Annotated in this window: 12 protein-coding genes; 7 read left to right on the top strand and 5 right to left on the bottom strand. The window is 69.3% G+C overall.

The window, feature by feature from the left end; genetic code table 11:
- Nucleotide 1 precedes the first annotated feature (1 nt).
- Nucleotides 2-1,081, bottom strand: coding sequence for a LacI family DNA-binding transcriptional regulator (locus tag ABH933_RS24390; RefSeq protein ID WP_429421227.1), 1,080 nt, complete (start codon nucleotides 1,079-1,081; stop codon nucleotides 2-4).
- Between the two features lie 164 nt (nucleotides 1,082-1,245).
- Between ABH933_RS24390 and ABH933_RS24385 the strand changes: the two genes are divergently transcribed.
- The 4 genes from ABH933_RS24385 to ABH933_RS24370 are packed head-to-tail and all read left to right on the top strand — an operon-like array spanning nucleotide 1,246 to nucleotide 5,064.
- The gene (locus tag ABH933_RS24385) at nucleotides 1,246-2,265 is read left to right on the top strand and encodes a sugar ABC transporter substrate-binding protein (protein WP_429421229.1); all 1,020 of its coding nucleotides are present in this window, start codon (nucleotides 1,246-1,248) and stop codon (nucleotides 2,263-2,265) included.
- Nucleotides 2,266-2,304: 39 nt separating this feature from the next.
- A complete protein-coding gene (locus ABH933_RS24380) occupies nucleotides 2,305-3,306 on the top strand; it encodes an ABC transporter permease (RefSeq protein ID WP_429421231.1) in 1,002 nt (333 codons plus the stop codon).
- Nucleotides 3,303-4,106, top strand: coding sequence for an ATP-binding cassette domain-containing protein (locus tag ABH933_RS24375; protein ID WP_429421233.1), 804 nt, complete (start codon nucleotides 3,303-3,305; stop codon nucleotides 4,104-4,106). The genes ABH933_RS24380 and ABH933_RS24375 overlap by 4 nt, the downstream gene beginning before the upstream one ends.
- Nucleotides 4,093-5,064, top strand: coding sequence for a carbohydrate kinase family protein (locus tag ABH933_RS24370; RefSeq protein ID WP_429421235.1), 972 nt, complete (start codon nucleotides 4,093-4,095; stop codon nucleotides 5,062-5,064). Before ABH933_RS24375 ends, ABH933_RS24370 begins: the two co-directional genes overlap by 14 nt.
- Before the next feature lie 143 nt (nucleotides 5,065-5,207).
- Here the strand turns inward: ABH933_RS24370 and ABH933_RS24365 are convergent, their stop codons facing one another.
- On the bottom strand, nucleotides 5,208-5,813 hold the full coding sequence (locus ABH933_RS24365) for a TetR/AcrR family transcriptional regulator (RefSeq protein WP_429421237.1): 606 nt from the start codon (nucleotides 5,811-5,813) through the stop codon (nucleotides 5,208-5,210).
- A 48-nt stretch (nucleotides 5,814-5,861) separates the two neighbouring features.
- On the opposite strand from ABH933_RS24365, the gene ABH933_RS24360 reads away from it, so the two are divergent.
- A complete protein-coding gene (locus ABH933_RS24360; protein ID WP_429421239.1) occupies nucleotides 5,862-6,818 on the top strand; it encodes an NADP-dependent oxidoreductase in 957 nt (318 codons plus the stop codon).
- A 396-nt stretch (nucleotides 6,819-7,214) separates the two neighbouring features.
- On the opposite strand, the gene ABH933_RS24355 is transcribed toward ABH933_RS24360, so the two are convergent.
- Entirely contained in the window at nucleotides 7,215-7,919 is a 705-nt protein-coding gene (locus ABH933_RS24355; protein WP_429421241.1) for a hypothetical protein, read from the bottom strand.
- Between the two features lie 252 nt (nucleotides 7,920-8,171).
- Between ABH933_RS24355 and ABH933_RS24350 the strand changes: the two genes are divergently transcribed.
- A complete protein-coding gene (locus ABH933_RS24350) occupies nucleotides 8,172-8,876 on the top strand; it encodes a response regulator transcription factor (RefSeq protein ID WP_215917887.1) in 705 nt (234 codons plus the stop codon).
- A 199-nt stretch (nucleotides 8,877-9,075) separates the two neighbouring features.
- Nucleotides 9,076-10,545, top strand: a complete 1,470-nt coding sequence (locus ABH933_RS24345) for a sensor histidine kinase (protein ID WP_429421397.1) — start codon at nucleotides 9,076-9,078, stop codon at nucleotides 10,543-10,545.
- 287 nt (nucleotides 10,546-10,832) lie between these two features.
- Here ABH933_RS24345 and ABH933_RS24340 read toward each other — a convergent pair whose 3' ends face one another.
- Both ABH933_RS24340 and ABH933_RS24335 read right to left on the bottom strand, forming a co-directional pair.
- Nucleotides 10,833-11,102, bottom strand: a complete 270-nt coding sequence (locus ABH933_RS24340) for a DUF1778 domain-containing protein (protein WP_429421243.1) — start codon at nucleotides 11,100-11,102, stop codon at nucleotides 10,833-10,835.
- Between the two features lie 217 nt (nucleotides 11,103-11,319).
- A complete protein-coding gene (locus ABH933_RS24335; protein ID WP_429421245.1) occupies nucleotides 11,320-13,350 on the bottom strand; it encodes an ArnT family glycosyltransferase in 2,031 nt (676 codons plus the stop codon).
- Nucleotides 13,351-13,394: the final 44 nt, after the last annotated feature.

Genomic DNA, 13,394 nt, shown 5'->3' with positions numbered 1-13,394 from the left:
TCTAGGCTTCCGGCTGTGCGCCGGACGGGGGGATTTCTCCCGATCCGCGGACCAGCAGTCGAGTTGGTACCACGCGGCGGCGAGGTAGGGATTGGTCGCCGTCCAGGCGGGCGAACAGCAGCTCGGCGGCGGTGCGCCCGATGACGGCCGGGTCCTGGGTGACGGCCGTGAGGGCCGGGGTCAGCAGTTCGGCCAGGGGCAGGTCGTCGAAGCCGACCAGCGCGATATCCCGGTGCAGGCCACGCTTCTGGAGTGCGCGCAGTACACCGACGGTGACCAGGTTCTGGGCGCTGAAGAGCGCGGTGGGACGGTCGGGACGGGACAGCAGCGCGTCGACGGCGGCCTCGGCCGCGTCGGGATTGTGCAGATCGGCACAGATCAGGGTGGGGTCCAAGGCGGTTCCCGTGCAGGCCAGTCCCTCGACGTAACCCGCGTAGCGTTGCGCGGCGGTCCAAATCGTATGCAGGTCACCGAGATAGGCGATGCGGCGGTGGCCCTGGGCGGCCAGATGCTCGATCGCGCGGCGGGCTCCGGCTCGGTTGTCGACCGTGACGCTGTCGATTTCGGCGGCCGCGGGCAGGCGGTCGACGAAAACGACAGGGGTGCCGCGCCTTTGCTCGTGGATCAGCATCCCGTGGTCGGTGCCGACCGGCATCACGATCAGCCCATCGACGCGGCGGGACAGCAGCGCGTCCAGGACCTCGCGCTGGCGGCCCGGATTCTCGTCGCTCGAGACCGCGAACACCAAAGTCCCACGGCCGTGGGCGAAGTCCTCGACCGCGCGGTGCAGCGCGGAGGCGAACGGGTTCGCGACATCCATGAGCACCAGGCCGATCGCGGCGGTCTTCTGGCCGTGCCCGCGCAGCGTGCTCGCCGCGAGATTGTGCCGGTAGTCGAGCATGGCCGCGGCATCGGTCACGCGCGCGGCCAGTTCGGGGGATACGCCGGGCTCGCCGCGCACCACCCGCGACACCGTCTTGATGCTCACGCCCGCCAGCGCGGCGACCTCGCGCATGGTTGCGCCCCGGCGGGGGGTGCTGCGCCGGGGCGCCTCCGAGGCGGGGGTCCGAGGGTCTGACAACGCTGACATCTCCTTCTTTCTAGCACTGTGACACGTCCTGCGCGTCGTGCCGTCCCCCGACGTACTGCCGAGAAATTTGTGAGTACTTGGCTCTGGACGTGAGCCGCGTCACGATCTATGGTCACTGACAACGTTGTCTTTCGCAGTACACATGGAGCACATAGATGTCCTCTCGTGCCATTCGTATCGCCGCCGCCTGCTTCGCCCTCACCACCGTCGCCCTCACCGCCACCGCGTGCGGCAAGGGTTCCGGCAGCGGGCAGATCGAGGTCGGGTTGATCACCAAGACCGACACCAACCCGTACTTCGTCAAGATGAAGGAGGGCGCGCAGAAGGCCGCCGACGCCGCCGGGGTCAAGCTGGTCACCGCCGCGGGCAAATTCGACGGCGACAATGCCAGCCAGGTGACCGCGATCGAGAACATGGTGGCCGAGGGCGTCAAGGGCATCATGATCACCGCCAGCGATACCAAGGCGATCGTTCCGGCCATCGCCAAGGCCCGCGCCAAGGGCGTGGAGGTGTTCGCGCTGGACACGCCCACCGAGCCGCAGTCCGCGGTCGATGCGCTGTTCGCGACCAACAACTTCACCGCCGGCCAGCTGATCGGCAAGTACGCCAAGGCCGTCGAGGGTGACAAGCCGGTGAAGATCGCGATGATCGACCTGAATCCGGGCGTCAGCGTCGGCACGTTGCGGCACAACGGATTCCTGTCCGGCTACGGTGCCGCGCAGGCCACCCAGGACATGACCCAGGACGTCACCGCCCCGAATGTGGTGTGCGCGCAGCCCGCCCAGGGCGATCAGGCCAAGGCGCAGTCGGCGATGGAGACCTGCCTGCAGAAGGATCCGGGCATCAACGTGGTCTACACCATCAACGAGCCCTCCGCGCTGGGCGCGTACACCGCGCTGAAGACCGCCGGCAAGGAGAACGACGCGCTGATCGTGTCCGTCGACGGCGGCTGCACCGGCGTACAGGGCGTGAAGGACGGCAAGATCGCCGCCACCTCGCAGCAGTACCCGCTGAAGATGGCGCAGGAGGGCGTGCAGGCCATCGTCGACTACGCCAAGAACGGGAAGAAGACCACCGGCTTCACCGACACCGGCGTCAACCTGATCACCGCGAAACCTCAAGCGGGCGTTGACTCCAAGGACGTGCAGTACGGCCTGGACAACTGCTGGGGCTGATCCCGGCCGCCCCGATCGCTCACCGAACCAAGGACTCGCATGACAGCAAGCACCACCTCGCAGGCGCCGCCCAGATCGCTCTCCGCACTCGTGAGCCGGGTGCTGAACATCCCGAACTTCGGCCCGGTCGCGGCGATCCTCGTCGCGGTGATCGTCTTCGCCTCCGAGTCGGACCGGTTCCTCACCGGCGGCAATTTCTCGCTGATCGTGCAGCAGGTGATGGAGGTCGGCACGCTGGCGATCGGCCAGACACTGGTCATCCTCACCGCCGGCATCGATCTGTCCAACGGCGCGGTGATGGCGCTGGGCAATATCGCGATCACGAAACTCGCTGTGGACTCGGGACTTCCGCCGCTGCTGGCGATCGTGCTGGGCCTGGCGCTGACCGCGGCGTTCGGGCTGGTGAACGGGTCGCTGGTGAGCATGGTCAAACTGCCGCCGTTCATCGTCACGCTCGGCACCTACGGCGTGGCCTTCGCGCTGACCCATATCTATTCGGGGGAGCAGACGATCTCGGGCCTGCCCTCGATGCTCACCTTCTTCGACAAGACCTTTCCGCTGGGCAGCACCGACATCACCTACGGATCGGTGGCGATGCTGGTGCTGTTCGCGGCGGCCTGGTACGTGCTGCGGCAGACCTCGGCGGGACGGCACATCTACGCGGTGGGCAACAATCCCGAGGCCGCCCGGTTGAGCGGAATCGACACGCGCCGAGTACTTCTCGGCGTCTACACCGCCGCCGGGCTGATCTACGGGCTGGCCGCGCTGCTGTTGATCGCACGCACCGGGGTCGGCGATCCGAACGCGGGGCAGACCGACAACCTCGACTCGATCACCGCGGTGGTCCTGGGCGGCACCAGCCTGTTCGGCGGCCGCGGCAGCGTGATCGGGACCCTGCTGGGCGCGCTGATCGTCGGTATCATCCGAAACGGCCTGCAGCTCATGGGTGTTTCCTCGATCTACCAGACCCTGATCACCGGCATCCTGGTGATCGCCGCGGTGACGGTGGATCAGTTCAACCGCAGGAGGCAGCAGCGGTGAGCGAGCAGACGGACTCGAAACAGCCTGTACTGCAGGCGAAGGGCCTGGTCAAACGCTACGGTCACGTCACCGCGCTGGACGGCGCCGACTTCGACCTGTATCCGAACGAGATCCTTGCGGTGATCGGCGACAACGGCGCCGGGAAATCCAGTCTCATCAAGGCGCTCTCGGGGGCGGTGGTGCCGGACGAGGGCGAGATCCTGATCGATGGGAAGCCGGTTCGGTTTCGCAGCCCGATCGACGCGCGCCGCGCGGGCATCGAGACGGTGTACCAGGATCTGGCCGTCGCCCCCGCGCTCGATATCGCCGACAATCTGTTCCTGGGCAGGGAATTACGCCGTCGCGGGGTGCTGGGATCGGTGTTCCGGATGCTCGACAAGGAGCGGATGGTCCGGGAATCCCAGGAGCACATGGCGAATCTGAAGATCGGCATCCGCTCGATGAAGCAGCCGGTGGAGACGCTCTCGGGCGGGCAGCGCCAGGGTGTGGCGGTGGCGCGCAGCGCGGCCTTCGCCCAGCACGTGGTGATCATGGACGAACCGACCGCGGCGCTGGGGGTCAAGGAGACCGGCATGGTGCTGGATCTGATCCGCCAGGTCCGCGATCGCGGGTTGGCGGTCATCGTGATCAGCCACAACATGCCCAATGTCTTCGAGATCGCCGACCGCGTGCACATCCAGCGGCTCGGACGGCGGGTGGCGGTGATCGAACCGCACGAGTTCTCCATGTCCGATGCGGTCGCGATCATGACCGGGGCCATGGCGGGCGAGGAGGTGGACAACCATCGTGTCCGGGACTGAGCGGGGCACGGGGGTGATCGCCGTCGCGGGTGAGGCTTTGGTGGACATGGTGCCCACCGGTGCGCCGGGGGAGTTCGCGGCGATGCCGGGCGGCAGCCCCACCAATGTGGCCGTCGGCCTGGTCCGGCTCGACGTTCCGGTCCGGATGCTCGCCCGGATCGGCACCGGCACGCTCGGGGACAGGGTCCGGAACTTCCTGCGCGACAACGCCATCGGCCTCGATCATACGATCCAGGGCAGCGAGCCGACCTCGCTGGCACTGCTGGATCTGGACGCCGACGGCGTGGCCCGCTACGACTTCCGCATCGACGGCACCGCGGACTGGCAGTGGACCGACGCCGAACTCGGGCCCGCCCTGGACGGTGACGTGGCGGCCCTGCACACCGGCTCGCTGGCGATGACGCAGCGGCCCGGCGCGGATGCGCTGCTGCGCCTGGTCGAGCGCGCGCGGGCGACGGCGACCATCTCCTATGACCCGAATATGCGCCCGCAGTTGATGATTCACGATGACGCCCGGGCGCGCGTGGAGACGATGCTGGGCCTGGCCGACGTCCTGAAGGTCAGCGCTGAGGATCTGGCCTGGCTGTATCCGGACCGAGCGCCCGAAGACGTGCTGACCGACTGGGCCTGCCGGGGCCCAGCGCTGGTCGTGGTCACGCTTGGCGGCGAGGGCGCCTTGGCCGCCACCGCCGAGGATCCCAGGCCGATCCGTCGTCTGGGCGTACCGATCGAGCTGGTGGACACCGTCGGCGCGGGCGACGCCTTCGCTGGCGGCCTGCTCGCGGGTCTGCACCGCCGGGACCTGCTCGGCGCGCATCGGCGAAAGGCGTTGCGCGCGTTGGAGAGCGCGGAGCTGATTGCGATCGTGGATAAGGCGATGCTGGTGGCTGCGCTGACCTGCGGGCGGCGCGGAGCCGATCCGCCGACCACGCGGGAAGTGCGCGCCGCACAGTTGTGAGCGAGCCCAGGGGGCGCCGACCCCGGCTCGGTCCTGATCATGAGGGGCTGTGCGGCTTCCGTGACCCGCGCGGCTCCAGCACGCCGCGGCACGGCGATTCGCCGGGGCGGCCGCCGCGATTCGCGCCGGTCCGGAACGGCCGATTACGTACCGGGACCTGGTGATTCGCCGGAGGCGATCGCACTCGGTGCGCCGTCGGCCGCGACGGCGACGAGATCCGCGGCGCTGGCCCAGAGCACCTCGGCGTAGTCGGCATTCTCGGCGGCCATGCACCTTTCGGCGGTCAGCCGCATCACGGCCATCCCGAGATCGGTGGCCAGCCGCGCGGTCTCGCGGTCGTGCCCGTGGCGGAGCAGTGCGGCCGTGAGGGCCTCGGACAGCGAGACGAGCTTGATCAACTCTCGTTCTCGCAGTGGCGGATTCGCCGCGATGATCGCCGCGCGACGCTCCAGGTGCTCGCGCGGACGGAACACCGCCGTCGCGGTGGTGCACGCGGTCAGCAGCGTGCGCAGCGCACCCGTGCCCGCGGGGACGGCCTCGATGGCGGCGACGAGGTGCTCCTCCAGTTCCCGGCCGCCGCCGAACAGCACCTCTCGCTTGTCGGAGAACCATCGGTAGAACGACCGCTCGGTGAGGTTCGCGCGCCGCGCGATCTGCGCGACCGTCGTGCGGTCGTAGCCCTGCTCCTCGAACAGGTCCAGGGCCGCCTCCGCGAGCCGATCAGGGGTATTGCCTTCCCACCGTGCCATGCCGCGATTCTAGCGACAGCAGATGCTGTCGTCACTCTGGTAGCGTTGGTGACGACAGATGTTGTCGTCACTCAGGAGACGCTGATGCACACCCTTCGCTTTCACACCTACGGAGACGCGGCCGACGTGCTGCGGATCGACGACGCCCCGGCCCCGCACCCCGCCCCGGGCCAGATCCGCATCGCGGTGCAGGCCTGTGGGCTGAACCCGGCCGACTGGGCGCTGTGCGGTGGGCTGTACCCCGGCGACCTGCCGCGCGGGATCGGGCTGGAGGTGTCCGGGACCGTCGACGCCATCGGTGACGACGTGACCGGCGTCGACATCGGCGATCCGGTGTTCGGTCTCGCCCCCTTCACCGGTCCGACCGCGGGCGCGTCCGAGCACGCACTGCTCGACCTGTGGTTTACGCGCCCGTCCGGGCTCGAGGCGGTGGCCGCCGCCGCGCTGCCGATGGCCGTCGGAACGGCGTACGTGGCCGTGGATGTGCTCGGCGTCGGTTCCGGCACCATCGTGCTCGTGCACGGCGCGGGCACCACCACCGGGTACGCCGCGGTGCAGATCGCCCTCGGGCGCGGTGCCCACGTGATCGCCACGGCGGGCGAGACGTACGCCGATGCCCTGCGCGCCGCCGGCGCCGAGGTCACGAGCTACGGGGAGGGCATGGCGGAACGGGTGACGGCGCTGGCGGGTGGGCCGGTCGAACTCGCCCTCGACACCGCGCCGTTCAGCAACGCGCTGACCGAACTCGTGCGCACGGTCAAGGAACCCGAACACGTGCTGACGCTCGGAATCGACCCGGTGGCAAAGGAACTCGGCGTGCGCTCCGCGTTGGACACCGGCGCGATGCCGCGTTATGACGTGCTGGGCGAATTCGCACAGCTCGCCGCCGAAGGTCGGCTCTCCGTTCCGGTGGCCCGCACATTTCCGCTGGAGGACTGGCGTACCGCCCTCGAGCTCAGCAGGTCGCAGCGGGCGCACGGCAAGCTGGTGCTCCAGATCGGGTAGTGCCGCAACGGTATTCGGCTAGCCCGGTCACTCCTGCGTGCCTTCGGCCCGGATGGGCGGTGCGAACCTGCCCGCGTCCCGGCTCGACCCGGTCGGGATACCCGGTGTAGCGGCGATGATCGGGTCCGGTCAGGCCGGGATGCTTGGTGTAGCGGTGACGGTCGGCTCGGCCCGGTCGGGATGTATACCCAGCGCGGTCGGGATGCATAGCGAGGCAGCGACGATCGGGACCGGCTCAGGGGTGCGAGGTGCTTCGGTAGCCATCGGGACAGATCCGGTCAGGATGCGCTGTGTGACAGCAACTATCAGCCCGCCCCAACCGACAGCGCTACGGTGGCCACAGTGCGTTCCGGTGCGGACGCTCGGGATGACGGAGGCGCCGACCGGCCGGGCGTCTCAGTTGGGCGCGCCGACGGAGTCGGCGGCCGGGTTGCCCGCGCCCGGACCGAATTGGCCGGGGCCGCTGGACATCTGGTTCGGGGCTGCTGCGCCGTTCAGCGCTCCCGGGCCGTTCGTCCCGTCCATCCGGTTCCACCGCCCGCCGCCGGGCCGGGCCGTGGTCCCCTCGGTCACGACGGTGGCGGTGGACGTCCCGTTCGCGTCGGTGGCCCGGATACTCACCGTGTCACCGACTTTCACGCCCGAGGTCTCGCGGGTGTTCGATCCGATGGTGTACGTGTGGGTGTAGTTGTCGGCGCTCTTGGCGGTGATCGAATCGGCCGAGACGGCGGAGACGGTGCCGGTTTGGGTCAGCTCGGTCGTGTAGCCGCCGTTGCCGTCGGAGACGACGAACTGGCCGTGCAGCGCCCCGCTCATCGGGCCGGAGAAGCTGCCCCCGGCGTTGTTCGAGCCGCCGGGTCCGTTCATGCCAGGTCCGTTCATGCTCATGCCCGGGCCGCCAGGGCCGCGATGGTCGCCGGTGGAACTGCCGGAGGCGGCATAGATCACGCCGCCGCCCACCGCGGCGATCGCCGCGGCAACGCCCACGCTCGCGAGGGTCTTGCGCGTCGTCCACCGAGATGGCGTGGTCTGCGGTGCGCCCCAGGCGGGCCGGCTCGCCGCGGGCTCGTCGGGGCGGGCGGGCTCGAGGGGATTGGTCATGGTCGAAAGCTCCTGTGCGGTGCGGACCCGGCGGACCGGGTGGTTTCCGCTCCACCGTGGGTGGCGAATGTAGGTGCGCGCTGTGTGCGGGCCCAGCGCGCGATATGTGCGCCGTTCACGGTCGGTGTCCGGCGGCCGGTGAGGTTCACAGTTCGCGCACAGCCAAGGCAAAGCTCGCTCCGAGCGCGACCGCCGATCATGGTTGATGTGACAGCGACGACCAGTGCCAATGCCCCGATCGATCGACCCGTGATGCGCCGCGCCGACGGCACCCCGGTCACGGTGCTGGTCGTGGACGACGAGCCGATGCTCGCCGAGATGCTCTCGATGGCCTTGCGCTTCGAGGGCTGGGAGGTGCTCACGGCTGGTGACGGCCGCACCGCGATGGCCCGCGCCCGCGAGACCCGCCCCGATGTGGTGGTGCTCGATGTGATGCTGCCGGATATGACCGGGCTGCAGGTCCTGGGCCGGCTGCGCGAACAGATCCCGCACCTGCCGGTGCTGCTGCTGACCGCCAAGGATTCGGTCGAGGACCGCATCGCGGGGCTGACCGCGGGCGGCGACGATTATGTCACCAAGCCGTTCAGCATCGAGGAGGTCGTGCTGCGGCTGCGGGCGCTGTTGCGGCGCACCGGAATCACCATGCGCGACAGCGGGGCCCAGATAGTCGTGGGAGATCTCGTGCTGGACGAGGACAGCCACGAGGTCACCCGGGCCGGCGAGCCGATCACGTTGACCTCCACCGAATTCGAGCTGCTGCGGTTCTTCATGCGCAACCCGAAGCGGGTGCTGAGCAAGGCACAGATCCTCGATCGCGTCTGGAGTTACGACTTCGGCGGCACCTCCAACATCGTCGAACTGTATGTCTCCTATCTGCGCAAGAAGATCGACAGCGGGCGCGATCCGATGATTCACACGCTTCGGGGGGCCGGGTATGTCCTCAAACCTGCTACCTGAACCGCCGGTGCCGGGGTCCGCGGCGTATCCGCTGCGGCCCGTGCGCGTGCCCGGATCGCCGACCGAAAGGGCGGAATCCGTTGTGCGCCAGGGGGAAACTGCTCGTGCCCGGAGGATGTCCCGTCGCGCGGGCGCGCGAGGCGAGGAATCCACCGCTCACCGCTCCCGGCGGTGGTCTCCGCGGCGCTGGTCGCTGCGGATGCGGCTGCTGGTGGGCCAGGTGCTGCTGCTGGTGACGGTGGTGGTCGGCATCGGCGCCGCGACCGAGCTTGCGCTGCACCAGTTTCTGGTACATCAGCTCGATACCCAGCTCGTCGACATGGAGAAGCGAGCGGTCATCGAATCCGGCGGCGGACCGATCGTCGGGCCCGTGCCCACCGGCCGCATCGGCCATCCGCCGCCTCCGCCCGATTCCGACGGGTCCGAACCGGGCCCGAACTTCCTCGATCATCCCGGCAATCAGCCCAATGCCGTCGGCGCCCTGCTCGAGCACGGAAGTGTCACGGCCGCAGGGAGAATCGGCACCGACGGTGGCGTGGTCGCGCTGTCGGGCACGGCTCGCACGCAGGTGGCCGCCGTCGCGGCCGACGCGAAGCCCGTCACGATCGATCTTGACGGCGCGGGCAGCTATCGCGTCATGGCGGCGACGACCTGGAAGGGCGGCACGGTGGTCGCGGGCCTGCCGCTGGCATCGGTGAACGCGACGATCGTGTGGGCGCTGGTGGTGTCGATCGTCGTCACGCTCGTCGCGCTGGTCGTCGCCGTCACCGTGGGGGTCTGGGTGATCCGCCGTGCCCTGGCGCCGTTGGACCGCGTCGCCGCGACCGCGGCCCGGGTCGCCGATCTGCCGCTGGACCGCGGGGAAGTCGAACTGCCCGTGCGGGTTCCGGCCGACGACGCCGATCCGGGGACCGAGGTCGGCAAGCTCGGCGCGGCGGTCAACCGAATGCTCGACCACATCGCCGGCGCGCTCTCGGCCCGGCACGCCAGTGAGGTTCGCGTGCGCCAGTTCGTCGCCGACGCGAGCCACGAGCTGCGCACGCCCCTGGCCGCGATCCGCGGCTATACCGAACTGGCCCAGCGCAATCGGGACGAGGTGTCCCCGTCCGTGGCCGACGCGATGAGCCGGGTGGATGCCGCGGCACATCGCATGTCCGGGCTCGTGGAGGATCTGCTGCTGCTGGCCCGGCTGGACTCGGGCCGCCCGCTCGAGCGTCGGCCCGTCGACCTGACCCCGCTCACCGTGGACGCCGTGAGCGACGCCCACATCGCGGGCTCGGATCATCGCTGGGACCTGAAACTGCCCGACCGGCCGGTGGTGATCGACGGTGATGCCGCGCGCCTGCACCAGGTGCTGGCGAATCTGCTGACCAATGCCCGCGTGCACACCCCGCCCGGCACCACCGTCACCGCCGCGCTCGGCGTCGACGCCTCGGGCTCAGCGGTGTGGACGGTCCGCGACGACGGCCCCGGCATCCTCGCCGACCTGCAGCCGGAGATCTTCCAGCGCTTCGCCCGCGGCGACTCCTCCCGCTCGCGCCACGCGGGCAGCACCGGCCTGGGCCTGGCCATCGTCGCGGCAGTCGTCAAGGCCCACGGCGGCGATATCGCCGTGGACAGCGTCCCCGGCCGCACGGAGTTCACCGTCCGCCTTCCGATCGCCGACTGAAGTCCGCCCGACCGCCGTCTACATGGTGATTTCCGCGCCAAATGATTTCCGCGCCAAATGAAGCGACGAGGGTCAGCCCGTCGCTTCACCGGTCAGCCGATGCCGAACGCTGCAAGAGCGGTCGACATCTTCATGACAAGGCGACCTGGCGTGTTGCCGACAGGGGTGAAGTTGTATCCCTTTGTCTGCAGCGAGGGCTTTGGTCTGCAGCTACTTGTTCAGAACTTCCTCGCCGCAGTCGAACTGGGACACATCGTGTTCGTCTGTGAGGCCGACCGAGATCGGAGTCACTTGCGTACGAACCTCCGGCCTCGAGCCACGGCCTTGGCGAGCTCGGGGGCGTCGTCGGCAATGTCCAGAGATCGGATCATGGCGTCGAACTGCTCGGCCGGCATCAGTGCGCGACTGGATAGGGCCAGCGCCTGATCAGCACGCTGTATAGCTGCGTTGCGAACGAACTCCGTCAGCGTTTCGCCGACGGCTCCCGCCGCTGCTGCAATCTGTTTGCGACCCTCTTCTGTCAATCGCATTTCGAATCGTTCTGTCTTGCTGCTCATCGCAGTGACCTCGCATAGGTTCTGACGACCGCCCAGTGAGCTGGGGTGAAGCTGACGAGTCTCGGCGTCGTGTGTGGTGTGATCCACACCGTAACCCAGGTATCTGGTAGCGGTTCCCCGTCTTCGCGCAGCGGACTCTGCCGGACTGAACTACGTTGCACGCAACGACGGTTCTGTGTCCGGATGGGGGACACAGAACCGTCGTCGCGTGGTGCGATCAGGAAATCGGCTTGGTCAGGTCGTAGACCGTGGTGCCGCCGGCGGTGGTCGCGGTGTAGTGCTGTTCCACCCAGGTGGTGATCTGCGATCCCACGCCCGAATCGCCGCCGCCCGGGCCGTGACCGCCACCGGCGATGAAGTAGTGGATATCGCCGTCGGCCACGTACTGCTCGAACTGGGCGAGGGTCGGGGACGGGTCGCTGCCGGTGAAACCGCCGATCGCCATGACCGATGCGCCGGTGGACAATTCGAGGCTGCCCGCCGATTGGGAACCGATCGCCGCCGCGGCCCAGCGGTAGTGGGAGCTGGACTTCACGAGTTGCTGCAGGGCGGTGTTGTTGTCCGAGCCGCCGCCGAAGCCGCCCTGCTCACCGGGTGCCGCGCCGTTACCCGACGTGCCCGCGGTCGTCGTGCCCGAGGCCGCAGGCCCGGAGGCCGTCGAACCGCTTGTGCCGGAACCGTTGTGCCGAGCCCAGGTACCGCTGCCGAATCCTCCGGGCCCGCCGAATCCGTGTCCGGAGTTCGGGCCCGAGGTCGGGATCGATCCAGTGTGCACGGTGGCCACGGTGTCGATGGTGTACGCGGTGGAGCCCGCCAGTCCGAACAGCAGGCCCGCCGCGGCGACGATCACCGTGAGCCGGCCCAGCTGATGCGCGCCGACGATGAGGACGGCCGCGACCACGATCGAGCCGATGAGCGCGATCCAGCGCAGCGCCGGATACCACTCGGGCGTGCGATCCAGCAGCACGAAGTTCCAGACTCCAGTGGCGGCCAGCATCGCGCCGAGCACGCCGCGCGCCGCGAGATGGCTCCTGCCACGCCACAATTCGGTGACCGCGATGCCCACGAGCGCCGCGACGGCCGGCGCCAGCGCGATCATGTAGTACGGGTGGATGGTGCCCTGCATGAAGCTGAACACGATGCCGGTGACCAGAAGCCAACCGCCCCACAGGATCAGCCCCGCCCGGGTGTGTCCCGTGCGCGGCGTGCGGCGCGTGAACCACAGGCCCGCAAGTAATCCGATCAGCGCCGCGGGCAGTAGCCAGGAGATCTCGGTGCCGAACGACGCGCCGAACAGGCGGGTGATGCCGGTGCTGCCGCCGAATGCGGTGTTGCCGCCGCCCATTCCGCCGCCACCGCCGTTGCCTTCGCCGCCGAACACCCGGCCCAGGCCGTTGTATCCCAGGGCCAGCTCCAGCAGGCTGTTGTTCGTCGAGCCGCCGATGTAGGGCCGGGATGCGCTGGGCCACAGGGCAACCAGGGCCACGAACCAGCCGCCGGACACCACCATCGCGACGCACGCGCCCAGCAGTTTCACGATCCGGTGCCGTAGCGCGATCGGCGCGGCGATCAGGAAGACCACCCCGAGCGCCGGCAGCACCAGGAAGGCCTGCAGCAGCTTGGCCAGGAACCCGAAGCCCACCGCGACGCCGGTCAGGGCCAGCCAGCGCCCGCTGCCGTTCTCGGTCGCGCGCACCGTGCAGTAGGCGGCCACCACCAGCAGCAGCACCAACAACGCGTCCGGGTTGTTGAACCGGAACATCAGCGCGGCAACCGGGGTGAGCGCCAGCGCCGCACCGGCCAGCAGACCGGCGGCCGGACCGCTCCAGCGCCGCACCGCCGCGTACACCAGCGCCACCGAGGCCACGCCCATCAGGGCCTCGGGCAGCAGCATCGAGAACGAACCGAAGCCCAGCAACCGGCCCGACAGCGCCATCACCCACATCGCCGCGGGCGGCTTGTCGACGGTGATCGAATTGCCCGGGTCGAGCGAGCCGAACAGCAGCGCCTTCCAGCTCTTCGTCCCGGACTGCACCGCCGCGGCGTAGAAGTCGTTGGCCCACCCGTTGCGGGTCAGACCCCACAGGTAGAGGAAAGCGGCGGTGACCAGCAGCGCCCACAGGGCCGGGCGGGCCCAGCGCGGCTGGTCGGGCGGTCCGCACACCCAGCGGCGCCACGACGGGCGCCGCGGCGGGTCGATGTGCTCGACGGGTACGCCCCTGCGTACGGGCGCGTCGGTGATCGTCATGGTGGTCCTCTCGTTGTCATGACGAGCATTGGCCGCCACCATGG

Source organism: Nocardia sp. GP40 (assembly GCF_050434125.1).
Taxonomy (GTDB): domain Bacteria; phylum Actinomycetota; class Actinomycetes; order Mycobacteriales; family Mycobacteriaceae; genus Nocardia; species Nocardia albiluteola.
The sequence above is the reverse complement of the archived record's forward strand: the minus strand, read 5'-3'. Positions and strand labels throughout refer to the sequence as shown.